The 20375-nt window shown below is 63.4% G+C and carries 14 protein-coding genes; 12 read left to right on the top strand and 2 right to left on the bottom strand.

Going from position 1 to position 20375, the window contains the following annotated elements:
• Window positions 1–16 precede the first annotated feature (16 nt).
• The 10 genes from tolB to serA all read left to right on the top strand — a co-directional run bounded on the left by tolB (window position 17) and on the right by serA (window position 13556).
• Window positions 17–1321 carry a Tol-Pal system beta propeller repeat protein TolB gene (gene tolB, locus K0P03_RS14420; protein ID WP_023514590.1) on the top strand — a complete coding sequence of 435 codons (1305 nt, stop codon included), beginning with the start codon at window positions 17–19 and terminating at the stop codon, window positions 1319–1321.
• A 239-nt stretch (window positions 1322–1560) separates the two neighbouring features.
• Entirely contained in the window at window positions 1561–2097 is a 537-nt protein-coding gene (gene pal, locus K0P03_RS14415) for a peptidoglycan-associated lipoprotein Pal (protein WP_023515469.1), read from the top strand.
• Window positions 2098–2248: 151 nt separating this feature from the next.
• Window positions 2249–3262, top strand: a complete 1014-nt coding sequence (gene ybgF / locus K0P03_RS14410; protein ID WP_272789930.1) for a tol-pal system protein YbgF — start codon at window positions 2249–2251, stop codon at window positions 3260–3262.
• A gap of 20 nt (window positions 3263–3282) precedes the next feature.
• Complete coding sequence (gene tilS / locus K0P03_RS14405; RefSeq protein ID WP_272789929.1) at window positions 3283–4569, top strand: tRNA lysidine(34) synthetase TilS; 1287 nt, start codon at window positions 3283–3285, stop codon at window positions 4567–4569.
• Window positions 4570–4769: 200 nt separating this feature from the next.
• On the top strand, window positions 4770–6692 hold the full coding sequence (ftsH, locus tag K0P03_RS14400) for an ATP-dependent zinc metalloprotease FtsH (RefSeq protein ID WP_023516766.1): 1923 nt from the start codon (window positions 4770–4772) through the stop codon (window positions 6690–6692).
• 340 nt (window positions 6693–7032) lie between these two features.
• A complete protein-coding gene (gene glmM / locus K0P03_RS14395) occupies window positions 7033–8385 on the top strand; it encodes a phosphoglucosamine mutase (protein WP_023517025.1) in 1353 nt (450 codons plus the stop codon).
• 262 nt (window positions 8386–8647) lie between these two features.
• The gene (locus tag K0P03_RS14390; protein ID WP_023513693.1) at window positions 8648–9481 is read left to right on the top strand and encodes an outer membrane protein; all 834 of its coding nucleotides are present in this window, start codon (window positions 8648–8650) and stop codon (window positions 9479–9481) included.
• Window positions 9482–9687: 206 nt separating this feature from the next.
• On the top strand, window positions 9688–10521 hold the full coding sequence (locus tag K0P03_RS14385) for an outer membrane protein (RefSeq protein WP_023513694.1): 834 nt from the start codon (window positions 9688–9690) through the stop codon (window positions 10519–10521).
• 177 nt (window positions 10522–10698) lie between these two features.
• Complete coding sequence (locus K0P03_RS14380) at window positions 10699–11880, top strand: phosphoserine transaminase (protein WP_272789928.1); 1182 nt, start codon at window positions 10699–10701, stop codon at window positions 11878–11880.
• A gap of 80 nt (window positions 11881–11960) precedes the next feature.
• Window positions 11961–13556, top strand: a complete 1596-nt coding sequence (gene serA, locus K0P03_RS14375; RefSeq protein ID WP_272789927.1) for a phosphoglycerate dehydrogenase — start codon at window positions 11961–11963, stop codon at window positions 13554–13556.
• A gap of 81 nt (window positions 13557–13637) precedes the next feature.
• On the opposite strand, the gene K0P03_RS14370 is transcribed toward serA, so the two are convergent.
• The gene (locus K0P03_RS14370) at window positions 13638–15449 is read right to left on the bottom strand and encodes a methyl-accepting chemotaxis protein (protein WP_272789926.1); all 1812 of its coding nucleotides are present in this window, start codon (window positions 15447–15449) and stop codon (window positions 13638–13640) included.
• 135 nt (window positions 15450–15584) lie between these two features.
• A complete protein-coding gene (locus K0P03_RS14365; RefSeq protein ID WP_050746139.1) occupies window positions 15585–16478 on the bottom strand; it encodes a DMT family transporter in 894 nt (297 codons plus the stop codon).
• 223 nt (window positions 16479–16701) lie between these two features.
• Here K0P03_RS14365 and K0P03_RS14360 point away from each other — a divergent pair, with 223 nt between their 5' ends.
• Both K0P03_RS14360 and K0P03_RS14355 read left to right on the top strand, forming a co-directional pair.
• Window positions 16702–17997 carry an adenylosuccinate synthase gene (locus K0P03_RS14360; RefSeq protein WP_272789925.1) on the top strand — a complete coding sequence of 432 codons (1296 nt, stop codon included), beginning with the start codon at window positions 16702–16704 and terminating at the stop codon, window positions 17995–17997.
• Window positions 17998–18066: 69 nt separating this feature from the next.
• A complete protein-coding gene (locus tag K0P03_RS14355; protein ID WP_272789924.1) occupies window positions 18067–20271 on the top strand; it encodes a hypothetical protein in 2205 nt (734 codons plus the stop codon).
• Window positions 20272–20375: the final 104 nt, after the last annotated feature.

Raw genomic sequence — 20375 nt, 5'->3', positions numbered from 1 at the left:
AGGAAGGCCTAGATTTATGTTCAGACGCACTCTTCTCCGTTTGCTGGTCGTGCTGACCGGCCTTGCGGCCTCCCTGCCGCAGGCCTGGGCGCTCGTGGAAATCAACATCAACAAGGGCAATGTCGAGCCGTTGCCGATCGCCGTTACCGACTTCATCGCCGGTGGCGATCTCGGCCAGCGCATCACCGACGTGATCGCGGCGGACCTGAAGCGGTCCGGCCTCTTCGCGCCGGTCAACAAACAGGCCTTCATCGAGAAGATCGCCAACCCGGACCAGGCACCGCGCTTCGACGACTGGAAGGTCATCAATGCGCAGGCCCTCGTCACGGGCCGCGTGACGCAGGAAGGCGATGGCCGCCTGCGCGCCGAATTCCGTCTCTGGGACACCTTCGCCGGCAAGCAGATCACCGGCCAGCAGTTCTATACCCAGCCGGAAAACTGGCGCCGTGTGGCCCATATCATCGCCGATGCGATCTATGAGAGCCTGACAGGCGAAAAGGGCTACTTCGACACCCGCATCGTCTATGTCGCCGAGAGCGGCCCGAAGAACGCCCGCAAGCGCCAGCTCGCCATCATGGACCAGGACGGCTTCAACGCCCGTGCCCTCACCAATTCCAACGAGCTGGTCCTGACGCCGCGCTTCTCTCCGAGCCGCCAGGAAATCACCTACATGTCCTTCGAGGGCAACCAGCCGCGCGTCTACCTGCTCCAGTTGGAGACGGGGCAGCGCGAAGTGGTCGGTAATTTCCCGGGCATGACCTTCTCGCCGCGCTTCTCGCCGGATGGCCAGAAGGTCATCATGAGCCTGCAGCAGGAAGGCAATGCCAACATCTACACGATGGACCTGCGCTCGCGCACGACGACGCGCCTCACTTCGACGGCCGCGATCGATACCGCACCCTCCTATTCGCCTGACGGCACGCAGATCGTGTTCGAAAGCGACCGGGGCGGCAGGCCGCAGCTCTATGTGATGGGTGCCGACGGCTCCAACCAGCGCCGCGTTTCGTTCGGTGACGGTTCCTACTCCACGCCGGTCTGGTCTCCGCGCGGCGATCTCATCGCCTTCACCAAGCAGTCGGGCGGCAAGTTCTCGATCGGCGTGATGAAGACGGATGGTTCGGGCGAGCGCATCCTGACATCGGGCTTCCACAATGAAGGCCCGACCTGGGCGCCGAACGGCCGCGTGCTGATGTTCTTCCGCCAGCCGGCCGGCGCCGGCGGCCCGCAGATCTATTCGATCGACCTTTCCGGCTACAACGAACAGGCCGTGCAGACCAAGGGCTTTGCTTCCGACCCGGCCTGGTCGCCGCTTCTGGAATAGCAACACATATGAGGCGGGCCTGCCGCGTTCTTGCCGCAAAGTCCTGTAAATCAGGCGGCAGCGAGACGCGGCAGGCCCGTCTCCATTTGATGCGCGGGGGCCGGGGACGGTCTTACAAGCAATCGTTAACCATAAACGTTGAACGCGGATTAACCGACCGCGGTTACAGTCTGGCAACCCTGATTGAAACCGACGCTTCAACGAACTTGACGCAAGAACTGATGCAAGGAGACCGGCTCATGAGCCGCATTCATTCCCCGGCCGCTGGCCGCATGCAGACCATCGCCCGCAATCCGGCAATGATCGCCCTGTTCATGAGCCTGGCACTTGCTGGCTGCGCTTCCAAGAAGAACATGCCGAACAATGCCGGTGACCTCGGCCTCAATGGCGGCGCTGGTGCCGCGACGCCGGGCTCGCAGCAGGACTTCACCGTCAATGTCGGCGACCGCATCTTCTTCGACACGGACTCGACTTCGATCCGTGCCGACGCCGCAGCGACGCTCGACCGTCAGGCCCAGTGGCTGCAGAAGTACCCGAACTACGGGATCACGGTCGAAGGCCATGCTGACGAACGCGGCACGCGTGAATACAACCTGGCGCTCGGCGCACGCCGTGCAGCTTCGACCCGCCAGTACCTCGCGTCGCGCGGTATCCCGGCAAACCGTATCAAGACGATCTCCTACGGCAAGGAAAAGCCGGTCGCCGTCTGCGACGATATTTCCTGCTGGTCGCAGAACCGCCGCGCCGTGACCGTTCTTGGTGGCGCCGGCATGTAATTCCTTCTTCGGAAGGATGCGGGAAAGGCGGCCGAGAGGCCGCCTTTCTTTTTTCAACACACTTTGGCCGAACTCCGTTGCTTTTTGAGAGTATTTGGAAAACTCTTCGGCAGCGCTTCGGCGTACAATGGGACCAACAGGACGAAGATAGATGAAGAAACTTGTCGCGGCAGGCGTTCTCAGTCTGGCAGCGGTAGCAGGCATGGTCGGGCCGATCAGCGCATCGCCGCTTTTCCCGCTTGCCAACGGTTTTCTGCCGGCAAAGAACGAACGGATGGAAACGGGTGAGGTTATCCTCGCGCAGGCCATGGATCCGCGCGTCGGGCAGCTCGAAGAACAGATCCGCAGCCTCAATGGCCGGATCGAGGAAATGAGCTACCAGCTCCTCCAGATGCAGGAGCAGATTCGCAAGGCGCAGGAAGACAACGAATATCGCTTCCAGGATCTCGAAAGCGGCAAGAGTGGCTCCGGCAAGAGCGGCGCCCTTGAAAAGCCGGTGAATGGCGGCACGGCCGACCAGCAGATCGCCTCGAACAGGGTGCCGGCGGATGATCCCGCCGGAGCCGACACGCGGAACCAGACCGCGGGCAACCAGAACACGGGCGGTGGCGCGCAGCCGCAGGAACTGGGGTCCATCCGTTTCGACGAGAACGGCAACCCGATCGGTGCCGAGACCAATCCGGACCTCAACAACCAGAGCACCTCGATCGGCAACGACAACACGCTGCCGGGCGTCGAGGACGGCCTGCCGCAGGCCTCGCAGTCGTCGTCCGCCTCGCTCGACAATCCCGACGACCTCTACCAGGTGGCCTACGGCCATGTGCTTTCCGGCGACTACCAGCTCGCCGAACGCGAGTTTCGCGACTATCTCGACATCTTCCCGAAAGGCGAGAAGGCGGCCGACGCCAATTTCTGGCTGGGGGAGGCACAATATTCGCAAGGCAATTTCAACGACGCCGCCAAGACTTTCCTCAACGCGCACCAGACGTTCAGCAAGTCGAAGAAGGCGCCGGAAATGCTGCTGAAGCTTGGCATGTCGCTTGCCGCGCTCGACAACCGTGAAACCGCCTGCGCCACGCTGCGCGAGGTGAACAAGCGTTATCCCGACGCTTCCAAGGCCGTGAAGACCAAGGTCTCCTCCGAACAGAGCCGCCTGTCCTGCTGACTGCGGACGGAAGAAACGCCATGGCCCGCGCGGACGATCCCGTCGTCGAGGTAGCCAGCCGTTTTCTGAACAGTTTCAAACGCCCTGCGCATCTGCTCGTCGCCATATCCGGTGGCAGCGATTCAACCGGATTGCTCGTGGCCCTCGCCACGCTTTGCGCGACCGGGCGCTTTCCCGGCATCACCCTTTCCGCCTGCACGATCGACCACGACCTGCGCCCCGGCTCGGCTGAGGAGGCTGCTTGGGTCGGCGCACTCTGCGCGCGCTACGGTATTGGGCACAGCGTTCGCCGTTGGGAGGGAGGAAAGCCGCATTCTGGCTTGCAGGCTGCGGCCCGCGCCAAGCGCTACGACCTTCTTGCTGCTGCTGCCGTGGACATGGGAGCCGATGCCATCCTTGCGGCGCACACGCGCGACGATCAGAGCGAGACCGTGGCGATGCGTGCCGCGCGATCTGCGGAGGGGATCGGCCTTTCCGGGATGGCGGATGCCGTTCTGTTGAACGGTGCGGTCTGGCTGCTGCGGCCGTTCCTCGCCCTCGACCGGGCGGCCGTCCGTGCTTTCCTTGCGGCGCGCGGCGAAAGCTGGCGTGACGATCCGAGCAACGACAATCCTCGTTTCGAGCGCGTCCGTATCCGGGCGCGCGGCGTTCTGCCCGATCACGCGGGCAAGGACAGGGCGCTGCTTTCCCGGCAGGCCGCAATCTTCCTCACCGGAAACGCCCGGGCGGAAGGCGCCGCTTTTGTGCTGGAATCGGCGGCGATCGGCACGCTCCTCACCGATGCGGGCGCCTGGCGCGGCCTCCTGCTGTTGGCGGCAGTGGCGGGTGGGCGGGTTCATACTCTTGAAACGGCATCGGCCGAGCGCCTGCGAAGCTTCCTTGCCAGCGGCACACTGTCGCGGCTGACCGCCGGCCGCGTTGTCTTCGATCGCCGGCGCGATGGTCTTTTCCTCTATCGCGAATGCCGGGGCATCGAGACCCTTGTCCTTCCGGCGGGAGCGACGGCCGTCTGGGATGGGCGATACCGTGTCGTCAACCGCGCCAGCCGGGCGATCACCGTGTCGGCTTTCGGCAGCGGGGCAGGGCGAGGGGATGATGCGGGATTGACCGGCGCTGCCCTGCGCGCCAGTCGCGCCGCGCCGCGCCTGAAATTCGAGGACGGAGCGCGCGTGCCGGCGGATCTCGCCATTCTGGGGCCGCTGCTCGCGCCCCATGTCCGTTTCCTGCCGCGTTTCGACCTTCCGCTTGCCAATGCATTGGCAGGAATTCTCGGGTCTGTGCCGTTTTCGTCTCCGCCGAACGAATGAAGGCGCGCACGAAAGCGTTGTGGTAAGATAGAGGCAATGTCGATGGCGGCCGGCTGTAGGGCCGTGCGCGTCGTTGACGATATTGAGAGAAAAGCCCTGACCCTGTGCGCTTTGCCTTGGCAAGGCCGCAAGGCGACCCTATGTTAGGCGACAGAGAAGCGGCCGGGAAACTCCGGCCGGGAAAGTGCCCGGAACGTTCGATGAATCCCAATTTCCGCAACTTCGCCCTGTGGGCGATTATCGCCCTTTTGCTGATCGCGCTGTTCAGCATGTTCCAGACGAGCCCGGCGCAGACCGGCTCGCGGGAAATCCCCTATTCGCAGTTCCTCAAAGAGGTGGACTCGAGCCGGGTGAAGGAAGTCGTCATCACCGGTGAAAAGATCGTCGGCAGCTATGTCGAGACTGGCGCGACCTTCCAGACCTATGCGCCGACCGGCGACAACTCGCTCGTCCAGCGACTTGAAGCGAAGAACGTCGTCGTCAGCGCACGGCCGGAAACGGACGGTTCGTCCGGGTTCCTCAGCTATATCGGCACGCTGCTGCCCATGTTGCTGATCCTCGGCGTCTGGCTGTTCTTCATGCGCCAGATGCAGGGCGGCTCGCGCGGCGCGATGGGTTTCGGCAAGTCCAAGGCGAAGCTTCTGACCGAAGCGCACGGCCGCGTCACCTTCGCTGACGTCGCGGGCGTCGACGAAGCCAAGCAGGATCTCGAGGAAATCGTCGAATTCCTGCGCGATCCGCAGAAGTTCCAGCGCCTTGGCGGCCGCATTCCGCGCGGCGTGCTGCTCGTCGGCCCGCCCGGCACCGGCAAGACGCTGCTGGCGCGCTCCGTCGCGGGTGAGGCCAATGTGCCGTTCTTCACCATTTCCGGTTCGGACTTTGTCGAAATGTTCGTCGGCGTCGGCGCAAGCCGCGTGCGCGACATGTTCGAGCAGGCCAAGAAGAACGCGCCCTGCATCATCTTCATCGACGAAATCGACGCTGTCGGTCGTCACCGTGGCGCGGGTCTCGGCGGCGGCAATGACGAACGCGAGCAGACGCTGAACCAGCTCCTGGTCGAGATGGACGGCTTCGAGGCCAATGAAGGCATCATCCTGATCGCCGCGACCAACCGTCCCGACGTTCTCGACCCGGCGCTGCTGCGTCCCGGCCGTTTCGACCGTCAGGTCGTGGTGCCGAACCCTGATATCGTCGGCCGCGAGCGCATCCTGAAGGTGCATGTGCGCAACGTGCCACTCGCCCCGAATGTCGATCTCAAGGTTCTCGCTCGTGGCACGCCCGGCTTCTCCGGTGCCGACCTCATGAACCTCGTCAACGAAGCTGCCCTGATGGCCGCGCGCCGCAACAAGCGCCTCGTCACCATGCAGGAGTTCGAGGACGCCAAGGACAAGATCATGATGGGCGCCGAGCGCCGCTCTTCGGCGATGACCGAGGCGGAAAAGAAGCTCACCGCCTACCACGAGGCCGGCCACGCCATCGTCGCGCTCAAGGTGCCGCTCGCCGATCCCCTGCACAAGGCGACGATCATTCCGCGCGGCCGTGCGCTCGGCATGGTCATGCAGCTTCCCGAGGGCGATCGTTACTCGATGAGCTACAAGTGGATGGTCTCGCGCCTTGCCATCATGATGGGCGGCCGGGTTGCCGAAGAAATCACCTTCGGCAAGGATAACATCACCTCCGGTGCCTCTTCGGATATCGAGCAGGCGACGAAGCTGGCCCGCGCGATGGTCACCCAGTGGGGCTTCTCCGACCAGCTCGGCCAGGTCGCCTATGGTGAGAACCAGCAGGAGGTCTTCCTCGGTCATTCGGTTGCGCAGCAGAAGAACGTCTCCGAGGCGACGGCGCAGAAGATCGACAACGAGATCCGCCGCCTGATCGACGAGGCCTACACCGAGGCCAAGCGCATCATCACCGAGCAGAACCACGAATTCGTGGCGCTGGCCGAAGGCCTGCTCGAATACGAGACGCTGACGGGTGACGAGATCAAAGCGCTTATCCGCGGCGAGAAGCCGGCGCGCGATCTTGGCGACGACACGCCGCCGCACCGTGGCTCCGCCGTACCGAAGGCCGGCCACAAGAAGGGCGGCGAGGCGGAAGGCGGGCTTGAACCGCAGCCGCAATAAAGACAGCGCCCAACGGAGTTGAAAACGGCCGGGAAGTCTATCCCGGCCGTTTTCCTTTGGTAACGGACTGTAATGAATTCTGATATTCGGGTGGCTGTCCTTTGCCGGCTTTTGTGGCAAAGAAAGGTGATAGCTCTACGCCGTTTTAAGGATTGGATTACCGCGCGGATTTATCGTTACCTTCTGCCCTGAAATGGGTGTGCGGGTGCGGCACATTGAATGCGAAAGCCGTTCCGGAAAAAGTGCGCAGCGGTTTTGCGTCCGGAATTGCGTAGAGACAAAAAGCCAGAGCAGGGCGTAGCGCAAAGCGCCGCCCAGGCCGGCGATTTCAGGAGTGAACATGAAACGTCGTTATTTCGGCACGGACGGTATCCGGGGACAATCCAACATCTTCCCGATGACGCCCGACCTTGCCATGCGGGTCGGCATCGCCGTTGGCACGATCTTTCGCCGCGGCGCGCATCGCCACCGGGTGGTGATCGGCAAGGACACGCGCCTTTCCGGCTACATGCTGGAAAACGCCATGGTCGCCGGCTTCACCGCCGCCGGTATCGATGCCTTCATCCTCGGCCCGATCCCGACGCCTGCCGTTGCCATGCTCACGCGCTCGCTGCGCGCCGATATCGGCGTGATGATCTCCGCCTCGCACAACCCGTTCTACGACAACGGCATCAAGCTCTTCGGCCCCGACGGCTACAAGCTCTCTGACGAGATCGAGATGGAGATCGAGGAGCTGCTCGACAAGGACATCACGGCGCAGCTCGCCAAATCCGCCGAGATCGGCCGGGCAAAGCGTATCGATGGTGTGCATGACCGCTACATCGAGCATGCCAAGCGCACGCTGCCGCGCGACACGACGTTGAAGGGTCTGCGCGTTGCGATCGACTGCGCCAACGGCGCCGCCTACCGCGTTGCGCCTGCTGCCCTCTGGGAACTCGGCGCCGACGTCGTGACGATCGGCAATGAGCCCGACGGCCTCAACATCAATCTCGACTGCGGCTCCACCCATCCCGAAACCCTGCAGCGCAAGGTGCACGAGGTGCGCGCCGATATCGGCATCGCGCTCGACGGCGATGCCGACCGCGTGCAGGTCATCGACGAGAACGGCAAGATCATCGACGGCGACCAGCTGATGGCCGCTATTGCCGAAAGCTGGGCGGCGGACGGCATGTTGCGTGGTGGCGGCATTGTCGCGACCGTCATGTCCAATCTCGGCCTCGAACGTTTCCTCACTGGCCAGGGCCTCAGCCTCCAGCGCACCAAGGTCGGCGACCGCTATGTCGTCGAGCACATGCGCCAGCACGACTACAATGTCGGCGGCGAACAGTCCGGCCATATCGTTCTGTCGGATTTCGGTACGACGGGCGACGGCCTCGTCGCCGCCCTCCAGGTGCTCGCCTGCGTCAAGCGCAGCGGCAAGACGGTCAGCGAGGTGTGCAATCGCTTCGAGCCGGTGCCGCAGGTGCTGAAAAACGTGCGGATCAAGGCCGGTCAGCCGCTGGAGGACGCCACCGTTCGCCAGGCGATCGCCGACGCAGAAAGCGAACTTGCCCGCAATGGCCGCCTCCTCATCCGCCCCTCCGGCACCGAGCCGCTGATCCGCGTGATGGCGGAAGGTGACGACCGGGCGCAGGTGGAGCGCATCGTCGATGAGCTGGTGGACGTGATCGGCGCGGTACGCAACGCCGCCTGAGCCGCTCTGCCGCGTATTTCTTGAGAGGGTCGAAGCATTGCTTCGGCCTTTTCTTTTATCGGTAAGTCGTGGGGGCGGTTGTCGTGAAAATCCTTCGATTTTTATTTGTTGTTTACCGAATTCATGAACGGCCATTAACAAATACGGTAAATGTTTGTAGTTAATCGCCCCTTAACCTTTCCTCGCCATTATCCATGCCTGATCGAGGGACTTGGAATCCGGCGCGCCGGCCAACCCAAGCAAAGCCTATTGGAGCAAGGCCATGAGGAAAGTTTTGAGTGGCGTGGTTGCCGTCCTGCTGACGGGCACGTCGGGTTATGCGGCCGACATCTACCAGCCGGAGGTCATCGAAGCGCCGGTGCAGGAAACCGTCATCGAGACGGGCGGCTGGTATTTGCGCGGTGACATGGGCTGGTCCTACAACAAGATGCGCGGGGCCAACTTCTATCAGGGCTCGAACGATACCTATCGCAGCTTCGATTCCACGCGCCTGAAGAGCGGCTTTACCATCGGCGGTGGTGTCGGTTACCAGATCAACGATCACTTCCGCACGGACGTGACGCTCGACTACATGTTCAAGTCCAAGTTCAAGGGCTCGACGACGGGCGGTTGCGGCGTTGCGGTGAACTGCACCTCGACCGACGTCTCCTCGCTGACGGCCCTCAGCCTCCTCGCCAACGCCTATGTCGACATCGGCACCTACGGTATCGTGACGCCCTATGTCGGCGCGGGTATCGGCGGCACTTATGTGAACTGGAAGGGCCTCAAGAACACCTCGTGCGAAACGGGCGACCCGACCAACTGCGACCCGAGCTTCGATCACCGTGGCCGGAAGAGCTGGCGCTTCACCTACGCGCTGATGGCCGGCGCCTCCGTCGATGTCACCTGCAACCTGAAGGCCGACGTCGGCTATCGCTTCCGCCACGTCACCAAGGGCGACATGTTCGGCTTCAATGCCGGCGGCGGCCCGGGCTACGACAAGGGCTTCTACAGCCACGAAGCGCGTGCGGGTCTGCGCTACTCCTTCAACGGCTGCGACCAGCAGGCCTATATCCCGCCGGTCGAAATCCCGATCGAACAGCCGGTTTACAAGTAAGCCCGTTCTTTCGACTGTCCTGCAAGGCCGCCCTCCGGGCGGCCTTTCGCATTTCGGAACGTGCTGTGGATCCCGGTACTTAACCGTTTCTTCATGCCTTAAGATTTATGGTTAACCAACGGTGTAGGGCAGCGATCTCCTAAGGATGCGTGGTCGTGCGCCCATCACGCAACCGCCGGCCTGTCCGGCCTTGAGGGATCGAGACCATGTTCCGCCGCATTGCACCGCTTGGTATTGCCGTTCTTGCCGGCCTCGTCGCGACGAGTGCGCCAGCGAGCGATCTCGACATCATCAATGCGCCGGAAATCGATGTTTCCGGCAGCACGGTGGCCGAGGGCTGGTACATCCGCGGCGACCTCGGTTATTCCGGCTGGGTCAAGCACGACAAGCCGAACTACCGGATCGACGCCTTCGGTGCGACCTTCGCGGAAGGCGATTTCGACAATGCCCGCTTCTCGAAGCCCGTCTCCTATGGCGTGGGCATGGGTTACCAGTTCAACAACTTCCTGCGCGCCGACCTGACGACGGATTTCTTCAACGGCTCGCTGCGCGGCAGCTCGAGCCTCGACTCGCCCTGCATCACCGCCCCGGCGGGCACGACCTGCCGTCTCGGCCAGAAGGCGGATTACAGCGCGGCCAACTTCCTCGCCAACGGCTATGTGGATCTCGGAACCTATGCCGGCATAACGCCCTATGTCGGCGCGGGTGCAGGCGTGACCTACATGAAATGGGACAGCTTCCGGACCAACGCGAACTGCCGGAACGACACGGGATCCTGCGCGGGCGCAACCTTCGACGAGATCCGCGTGAAGGGTGACGACAGCTGGCGCTTCACCTATGCGCTGATGGCGGGCGCCGCCATCGATCTCACCGAACGCGTCAAGCTGGATCTCGGCTACCGCTTCTCCGACATGGCGGGCGGCAAGGCCTTCGGCGGCAGTGCTGACGTGCCCGGTGTCGGCACCGTCAGCGTCAAGGGACGTGACGAGGGGTTCCAGAAGCACGAATTCCGTGCCGGTATCCGCGTCTCCACCTGGTAAGCGACCTCTTCTGTCTTGTGCAACGACGCGTCGGGAAACCGGCGCGCCGTTTCCTTTGCGCCGGATCATTTTTCGTTTCCGACATATTCCGCTTGACTTGAGAGCGGCTCTTCCATATTCACGGCGGCGGGACACCCTTCCCCAACGAAGGGCTATCTATCTGGAAGGATAGCGATCATGACGAAGACCGTCACACCGCCGGACGTGCGTCCGAACAATACTCATTTCTCTTCTGGCCCTTGCTCGAAGCGCCCCAACTGGTCGCTCGACGCGCTTTCCGATGCTCCGCTCGGTCGTTCGCACCGCGCCAAGATCGGCAAGACCAAGCTCAAGCAGGCCATCGACCTTACCCGTGAAATCCTGGAAGTGCCTGATGATTATCGCATCGGCATCGTGCCGGCCTCCGATACCGGCGCCGTCGAGATGGCGCTGTGGTCGCTGCTCGGCCCGCGCGGCGTTGACATGGTCGCCTGGGAAAGCTTCGGTTCGGGCTGGGTCTCGGATGTCGTGAAGGAGCTCAAGCTTCCCGACACGCGCAAGATTACGGCCGACTACGGCTTGCTTCCCGACCTTTCCACGATCGATTTCGACCGTGACGTGGTCTTTACCTGGAACGGCACCACCTCGGGCGTCCGCGTCCCGAACGCCGACTTCATCCCGGCCGACCGTCAGGGCCTCACCATTTGCGACGCGACCTCGGCCGCCTTCGCGCAGAACCTCGACTTTGCGAAGCTCGACGTCGTCACCTTCTCCTGGCAGAAGGTTCTGGGCGGCGAGGGCGCGCATGGCGTCATCATCCTGTCGCCCCGCGCTGTCGAGCGTCTCGAAAGCTACACGCCGGCCTGGCCGATGCCGAAGATCTTCCGCATGACCAAGGGTGGCAAGATCATCGAGGGCATCTTCCAGGGCGAGACGATCAACACGCCCTCCATGCTCTGCGTCGAGGACTATATCGATGCGCTCCTCTGGGCAAAGCAGGTCGGCGGACTCAAGGGCCTGATGGCCCGCGCCGACGCCAATGCCAAGGTCATCTTCGACTTCGTCGAGAAGAACGACTGGATCGCCAACCTCGCCAAGGAACCGGCGACGCGCTCCAACACCTCGGTCTGCCTGACGATTGCCGACAAGGACGTGCTGGCGCTCGACGCTGATGCACAGGCCGCTTTCGCCAAGGGTTTCGTCGCCCTGCTCGACAAGGAAGGTGTCGCCTACGACATCGGCGCCTACCGCGACGCTCCGTCGGGACTGCGAATCTGGACCGGTGCGACCATCGACACGGCTGACCTTGCGGCGCTGATGCCCTGGTTGACCTGGGCTTTCGAGACCCAGAAGGCGACGCTGGCCAAGGCTGCGGCCTGATTTTTTCGCGACCGGCTTCGTCCCCTGGGCGAAGCCACCTTTGATCTCATCTCCCTAGACTCAATTGAAGGAGGCCTCTCATGGCACCTCGCGTACTCGTATCCGACGAACTGTCGGAAACCGCCGTCCAGATCTTTCGCGATCGCGGCGTAGACGTCGATTTCCAGCCGCAGCTCGGCAAGGACAAGGACAAGCTTGCCGAAATCATCGGCAACTATGACGGCCTCGCCATCCGCTCCGCCACCAAGGCGACGGAAAAGCTGATCGCTGCTGCTGCCAACCTCAAGGTCATCGGCCGCGCCGGCATCGGCGTCGACAATGTTGATATCCCGGCCGCCTCGCGCCGCGGCATCATCGTCATGAACACGCCCTTCGGCAACTCGATCACCACGGCGGAACACGCGATCGCCCTGATGTTCGCCGTCGCCCGCCAGCTTCCTGCCGCCGACGCCTCCACGCAGGCCGGCAAGTGGGAGAAGTCGAAGTTCATGGGTGTCGAGATCACTGGCAAGACGCTCGGCGTCATCGGCGCCGGCAATATCGGCTCGATCGTCTGCTCGCGCGCCATCGGCCTCAAGATGCACGTCATCGCCTATGACCCGTTCCTCTCCAAGGAGCGCGCCGAGGGGATGGGCGTGAAGAAGGTCGAGCTCGACGAACTCTTTGCCGAAGCCGATTTCATCACCATGCATGTGCCGCTGACGGACAAGACCCGCAACATCATCGACGCGGCGGCGATCGCCAAGATGAAGGATGGCGTGCGCATCGTAAACTGCGCCCGCGGCGGCCTCGTCGTAGAGGCTGATCTTGCCGAAGCGCTAAAGTCCGGCAAGGTCGCCGGCGCCGGCTTCGACGTCTTCGAGGTCGAGCCCGCCAAGGAAAGCCCGCTCTTCGGCCTGCCGAACGTCGTCTGCACGCCGCATCTCGGCGCTTCCACCACGGAAGCGCAGGAGAACGTCGCCCTGCAGGTCGCCGAGCAGATGTCGGATTACCTGGTGCGCGGTGCTGTCTCCAACGCCATCAACATGCCTTCGATCACGGCTGAGGAAGCGCCGATCCTGAAGCCGTTCATCCGGCTTGCCGACGTGCTCGGCGCCTTCGTCGGCCAGGTCACGGAAAGCGCGATCAAGGAAATCGAGATCCTCTACGACGGCGCGACGGCTTCGATGAACACCAAGGCGCTGACCAGCGCGGTGCTTGCCGGTCTCATCCGCTCGCAGGTCGCCGACGTCAACATGGTCTCCGCGCCGATCATGATCAAGGAAAAGGGCATCATCCTCTCCGAGGTCAAGCGCGACAAGTCGGGCGTTTTCGACGGTTATATCCGTCTGACGGTGACGACGGCCAACCAGACCCGCTCGATCGCCGGCACGGTCTTCTCCGACGGCAAGCCGCGCTTCATTCAGATCAAGGGCATCAACCTCGACGCCGATGTGGGCAACCACATGGTCTACATCACCAACACCGACGTTCCCGGCATGATCGGCTTCATCGGCACCACGCTGGGCGAGGGCGGCGTCAACATCGCCAACTTCCAGCTCGGCCGTGACAAGCAGGGCGGTGACGCCATCGCGCTGCTCTATGTCGATGCCGCCGTTTCCGAAGACGTGATGAACAAGCTTCGCGCCAACCCGGCGATCCGCCAGGTCAAGTCGCTGGTCTTCAACGTCGACTGATCGTCGTCCTCCCAAGACGAAAAGAAAGGCCCGCCGGATGTCTCCGGCGGGCCTTTTCGTTGAGGTGTGCTGCTGCGGCGGTCAGGCAGCGCGGCGCATCTCGCCGCGGCCGGAGCCGGCCAGCTGGAAGTGGGCGATGCGGCCGGCGAGCTGGCCGCTTTCCTGCGCCAGCGTCTGGCTGGCGGCCGAGGTTTCTTCAACCATCGCAGCGTTCTGCTGGGTCATCTGATCCATCTGGTTGACGGCGGTGTTGATTTCCCGAAGGCCGACGGCCTGTTCCTGCGCGGCGGTCGCGATGGCGACGATGCGCTCGTTGATATCGTTGACACGGCGTTCGATATCGGCGAGCGAACTGCCGGTTTCCTCGACGAGGTTGACGCCGGCCGAGACCTCCGTCGTGGAGGCGTTGATCAGCGTCTTGATCTCCTTGGCTGCATTGGCCGAACGCTGGGCGAGCTCGCGCACTTCCTGGGCGACGACGGCAAAGCCCTTGCCGGCTTCGCCCGCACGGGCCGCTTCCACGCCGGCGTTGAGCGCGAGCAGATTCGTCTGGAAGGCAATGTCGTCGATGACCCCGATGATCTCGCCGATCTTGGAAGAAGAGTGCTCGATGCGGCCCATCGCGTCGATCGCGTTGCGCACGACTTCGCTCGACTTTGCGGCGCCGGCGCGGGCTTCGGAAACCATGCGCTTGGCTTCCTCTGCGCGCGCGGTGGAGTTCTGCACGGCGGCGGTGATCTCGTCGAGTGCGGCGGCGGTCTCCTCCAGCGAGGCGGCCTGCTGTTCGGTGCGCTGTGACAGGTCGTTGGCTGCGCGGCTGATCTCGCCCGCACTGCCGTTTACCACGGCTGTGGATTCCGCGATGGCCGCGATGGTCGATTTCAGGGCATCGGTGGCACCGTTGAAGTCACGGCGGAGCTTCTCATAGTCGCGGCCAAGGTCCGGCACATCGACGGTGAGATCACCTTGGGCGAGGCGTTCCAGTGCGGAGCCGATGGTTTCGACGACACGCGACTGGCTGCGGGCGACGGCCGCCTGGTGCTCCTCGTTAGCACTGCGCTCACCGTCGAGCAGACCCTGCTGCTCGCGCTGGCGGATTTCCAGCTCGTTGCGCTCGATGACGGAGTTGCGCAGCAGCACGAGTGCATCGGCCATGTTGCCGATCTCGTCCTTGCGGTCGGTATCCGGCACGGTGGAGTGCGTTTGATTGCGCGAGACTTCGAGCATCACGTCCTTCAGGCGGTTGATTGGACGGCTGATCGAGCGGCCGATGGCGAGTGCGGCGAGAAGCGTTGCAGCGCCGGCAAGCAACGTGATGGCGATCGTCGTCGTCAGCGACGCAGAATACTTCGCGGCAAGGTCGTCGGCATAGACGCCGGTGCCGATACCCCAGCCCCAGGGCTTGAAGCCCTGGATATAGGAGAACTTCTCGACCGGTTCACTCTGGCCCGGCTTGTCCCAATAGTAGTCGACGAAGCCGCTGCCGGGGTTCTGGGCAAGCTGGATCAACTCGATGTTGAAGGCCTTGCCGTGCGTGTCCTTCAGCCCGCGCACATCCGTGCCGATCAGCTTGGCGTTCAGCGGATGCGCCACCATCATGCCGTCGAAGGAGTTGATGAAGAAATAGCCGCCTTCGCCGAAGCGCATGGCCATGACATCGGCGATGGCGCGCGTCTTGGCTTCCTCTTCGGAAAGCGCGCCGTCCTTGGCGAGCTTCTCATAGGAGGCGATGACGGAGATGGCGGATTCCGTGACGTTGCGCAGCATCTGGCGGCGCTCGTCGTTCACCTCCTCGTTGGCGGCCTGTGTCTTGTAGATCATGGCGGTAGCCATGAAGAACAGCGCCATGGCGGTGAGTAGATAGATGCGGGTGGAAATGCGGATGTTTTTCACGACTTAAAACTCGAATAGATCCATGTTGACGGTGAGTGCAACATTAAAAATCTAAACAAGATTTAAGTGACGGCCCCAGTTTTAGGGATGAACGTCCTGCGATTACAGGTTCTTACAGGTCATTTCTAGCGTCTGTCAGGTCTTCTTCTCTTTCGGTCGCCCCCATTCGGCTATCGCGATTCCGCCGAGCACGAGAAGAAGTGCGACGACATGGAACATGTGCATGGTTTCGCCGACAAGGGCCACGGACAGAATCGTGCCGAAGACCGGGATGGCATTGATGAAGAGGCCGGCCCGGTTGGCGCCGATCATCTCCACGCCGCGTACATAGAGCACCTGCGAGAGCAGGGAAGGAAAGATGCCGGCATAGAGCACGATGGCCCAGCCGGTCGTATCCGGGAAGATGGCGGCGCCGCGCGATACTTCCCAGAAGAAGAGTGGAATGGCACTGAGCAGCGCGCCGAAGGCCGGGGCGGCGATGAAGCTCTGCCAGTGCATCTCCGGTTTCCAGCGCAGCGAGACCGTATAGGCGGCGTAGACGATGCAGGCACCGAGCATCAATGCATCGCCGAAGTTGAATTCGAGTTCCGCCAAAGTCGAGAAATCGCCATGAGAGGCTGTTACCAGAACGCCGACCAGCGTGACGGTGAAGCCGAGGACCTGCGCGATCGAGGCCTGGATGCGGAAGAGCGCGAAGTTGAAGACGAAGATCAGCATGGGGATGCCGGCCTGCTCGATGACGGCGTTGATGGCGCTGGTATAACCGAGCGCCGTATAGAGCAGGGCGTTGAAGGCGGTGAAGCCCAGGGCACCGTAGAGCAGCAGCTGCAGCCAGTGCCTGCGGATCGCCGGCCAGTCGCGTTTCACCTGCGGCAGCATGAGGATCAGGATGATGCTCAGTGCGACGATCCAGCGGAAGGTGGTCAGCACCATCGGACTGACATGGCCGACGGCAAGCTTGCCGGCCACCGAGTTCGCGCCCCAGAAAAGCGAGGTGATGCACAGGTAGAAATAGGCTCTGCTGTTCAAGGCAACTGGGTCCGGTGGGTGGAAGGATGCATGCAGGGCGGGCCGGCTGGCGCCTCACATAAGGTGAAAAAGCACGAGATGTCATGCAAAAAGCGGATTGTGGCCGTCATAACAGGGTCGCATTCCCAAAGACAACACAGTATAGATGCGCGGGTTTGTGTCAGGCGCGCGCGCATGTGTGCGTAACAGTAAAGCGCTCGCGCGCGAAAACGGGAAAGATGAAATGACGAACGTCGTGGTGGTCGGATCTCAATGGGGTGACGAAGGCAAGGGCAAGATTGTCGACTGGCTTTCCGAACGCGCGGATGTCATCGTCCGCTATCAGGGCGGCCACAATGCAGGTCATACGCTTGTTATCGATGGTGTCAGCTACAAGCTGGCGTTGCTGCCGTCCGGCCTCGTGCGCGGCAAGCTCAGCGTCATCGGCAACGGCGTCGTCGTCGATCCCCACCACTTCGTGGCGGAAATCGAGAAGCTGCGCGGCCAGGGCGTGAACATCACGCCGGAGATCCTGCGCATCGCCGACAACGCCCCGCTCATCCTGTCCCTTCACCGCGATCTGGACGGCTTCCGTGAAGATGCGGCCTCCAACAGCGGCACGAAGATCGGCACGACGCGCCGCGGCATCGGCCCCGCCTATGAAGACAAGGTCGGCCGCCGCGCGATCCGCGCCATTGATCTGGCCGACAAGGACGCGCTGCCGGCGAAGATCGACCGGCTGCTGACTCACCACAATGCGCTGCGGCGTGGTCTCGGCCTGCCGGAAATCTCGGTGGAATCGATCGAGAAGGAACTGATGGAAGTCGCCGACCGCGTGCTGCCCTATGTCGATCAGGTCTGGCGCATTCTCGACGACCACCGCAAGGCCGGTTCCCGCATCCTTTTCGAAGGGGCGCAGGGCGCGCTGCTCGACAACGACCACGGCACCTATCCCTTCGTGACCTCGTCGAACACGGTTGCGGGCCAAGCCGCCGCCGGTTCCGGCCTCGGTCCGACGGCGATCGGCTATGTGCTCGGCATCACCAAGGCCTACACGACCCGTGTCGGCGAGGGACCGTTCCCCTGCGAACTCGATGACGAGATCGGCAAGCATCTTTCGACTGTCGGTCGCGAGGTCGGCGTCAATACCGGACGTCCGCGCCGCTGCGGCTGGTTCGATTCGGTTCTCGTCCGCCAGACCGTGAAGACCTCGGGCATCACCGGCATCGCGCTCACCAAGCTCGACGTTCTCGACGGCCTCGATGAGCTGAAGATTTGCGTCGCCTACAAGCTCGATGGCCAGGAGATCGACTATCTGCCGGCCAACCAGGCAGCACAGGCCCGTGTCGAGCCGGTCTATATCACACTCGAAGGCTGGAAGCAGTCGACGGTCGGCGCGCGCAGCTGGGCGGATCTGCCGGCCCAGGCGATCAAATATGTACGTCAGGTCGAAGAGCTGATCGGCGCCCCGGTCGCGCTGCTTTCGACCAGTCCGGAGCGGGATGACACCATACTTGTGACCGACCCGTTTGAGGACTAATCTCAAGCTCAACACCAGTTCCGTGACGTATTCCAATGAGATAGCGAGCGGACACGACGGAAAGTTCTGATGGCGGATTTTGTAGCAGTCATTCGAAGGGCCGTGGATGGCCTCTCGGACAACAATGCCGAGATGCGGCAGAAGGTTTACGAGAAGGCTCGCGGTGCCGTACGCCGGCAGCTCGAATCCATGAACCCGCGCCCTTCCGATGACCTTGTGAAACGCCAGCTCGACAAGCTTGAGGCGGCGATCGATAGCGTCGAGCTGGACCACGCCGAGGCGTTGCCGGCTGACGACGCCGCGCCCGAACCCGTCGAAGAGGTGTTGCAACCGGAGTCGGTGGCGGAAGAAACCGCCGCCGTTGCCGAGCCTGAGGAGGCCGTTGCCGAGGCTGAGCGGGAGCCGGAGCATCACGAAGACCCTGTTGCCGAGCCCGTTGGGCAACCCAACGAGGACGAGCAGACCGCTGAGGAAGAGCCCGCCGCCGAGGCGCCGGCGGAAGAAATGCCGGCTGCCTATGCCGAATCCCAGCCTGTCGAGCCCGTTGCGGAAGACCGTGACGAAGAGGAAGCGGAGCCGGCCGCCGTCGAGGCGCACAACGAGCAGTCCTGGCATGTCGAGGCTGCACCGGCCGACGACTATGTTCCCTCCTGGCAGGAGCCGGAGCAGGAAACCGCACGGGAGACCGATGCGGAGGAGACGGCCGCGGCCGTCGAGCCGCAGGCGCAGACCTATCCGGTGCATGACGAGCATGCGCCCGAAGCCGAACCGGTGGCGGATGCTCGCATGCCCGCGGCCGAAGCCCAGTGGAACTGGAACGAGGCGAGCGCTGCTGATGTGAGCGCCGAGAACCGTGCTCAGCCGGCCGAGACCCCTGTCGACCCGCTCGCCTGGGACTGGCCGGAGGAGAAGGCTGCCCAGCCGGCGGCAGTTCAGGGACAGGCAACGTCTTCCCGTGATTGGGGCGATCTTGACGAGCTTCTCGGCCACAGCCCGAAGGCTGGTGCGGCCGCAGCAGGTGCGGCCGTCGCGGCGGAGGCCGGGTTTGCCGATGCGACGCCGTCCACGCCCGTCGTGGAGACGGCGCGGGCGCCGCAGCGTTCCTTCCGCGCCGAGCCGCGCAAGTCGCGTATCAATGTCGCGGCGCTTGCAGCCGTGGTGGCGCTGGTCGCCATTGTCGGCGGGGCGGGTGCTGCCTACTGGTTCAACCGCGAAACGGTGAACGGCTGGGTCAACGAGCGCATTGCAGCGTTCACCGCTCCCTCCACCGAGACGCCGGCGGAAACCCAGAAGACGAACGAAACCGCCGAAGGCGGCCGCAATCTGCCGGCGAGCACCACGTCGGGCGAGACTGCCCAGACGCCGGACGGAGCCGGCGGCACGACGACGAACACCGAGGTCGCCGCGGCGACCCCGAGCGCCAACGGCAAGTTCACCCAACGCCTCCTGACGGACGGCACCGAGGTAGATGAAGGTCCGGCGGCCGCGCTTGACGGTGCGACGTCGGAGGAAGGTAAGTCGGTTGCCGCCCAGACGCCGGAAACGGCTGGCGTGACGACGGAAGGTGGCGCAGCCGCTGCCGGCGGCACGACGACGGGTGAAGCGACCCCGGGCACCACCGACGGCGCGGCGCAGACCCCTGCCGGTACCGGTGGCGCCACGACGACCGAGGGCGGCACGCCCGCTGCGACCGGTGAGCAGCCGGCGCTCGGTGTGACGCAGAAGATGTTCCTCTATGAGGAGCGCCTCGGCCAAACGGCGCCGACGGCGATCGAAGGCACGGTGGCATGGTCGAGCGCGGAAGAGTCGCCGGGTGGCGATGCCAAGCCCGAACCTGTGGTGCGCGCGCAGGTCAATGTGCCCTCGAAAGGTTTGACGGCACTGATCACCTTCCGCCGCAATGGCGACCGTTCGCTGCCGGCGAGCCATCTGGTGGAACTCGTCTTTTCGCTGCCGGAGAACTTCGAAGGCGGCGGCATCGAAAGCGTGCAGCGCGTGGCGATGAAGCGCACGGAGCAGGACCGCGGCGATGCGCTGATCGCCGTGCCGGCAAAGATCACCGACGACTTCCACATGATCGCGCTCAACGACTTCCCTGAGGCGATCGCCAAGAACATCGACCTCCTGCGGACCCGCAGCTGGATCGACATTCCGATCACCTATCGCAATGGCCGCCGCGCGCTGATTACGCTCGACAAGGGCACTGCGGGCGCGGAAGCCTTTGACAAGGTGATGAAGGCCTGGGCGACGCTGGGTGCGCCGGGCAGCCAGTAAGGGCGCGAACCTCTGATCCAGAAAGGGCCGGCAGCAATGCCGGCCCTTTCTTCGTTATGGGACCCATTCCAAAAGCGCCGCGCGGCGGGCGCCGCTGCCGATCC

The sequence above is a fragment of the Shinella sp. HY16 genome, assembly GCF_028534175.1.
In the GTDB taxonomy this organism is placed as follows: Bacteria; Pseudomonadota; Alphaproteobacteria; order Rhizobiales; family Rhizobiaceae; genus Shinella.
The sequence above is the reverse complement of the archived record's forward strand: the minus strand, read 5'-3'. Positions and strand labels throughout refer to the sequence as shown.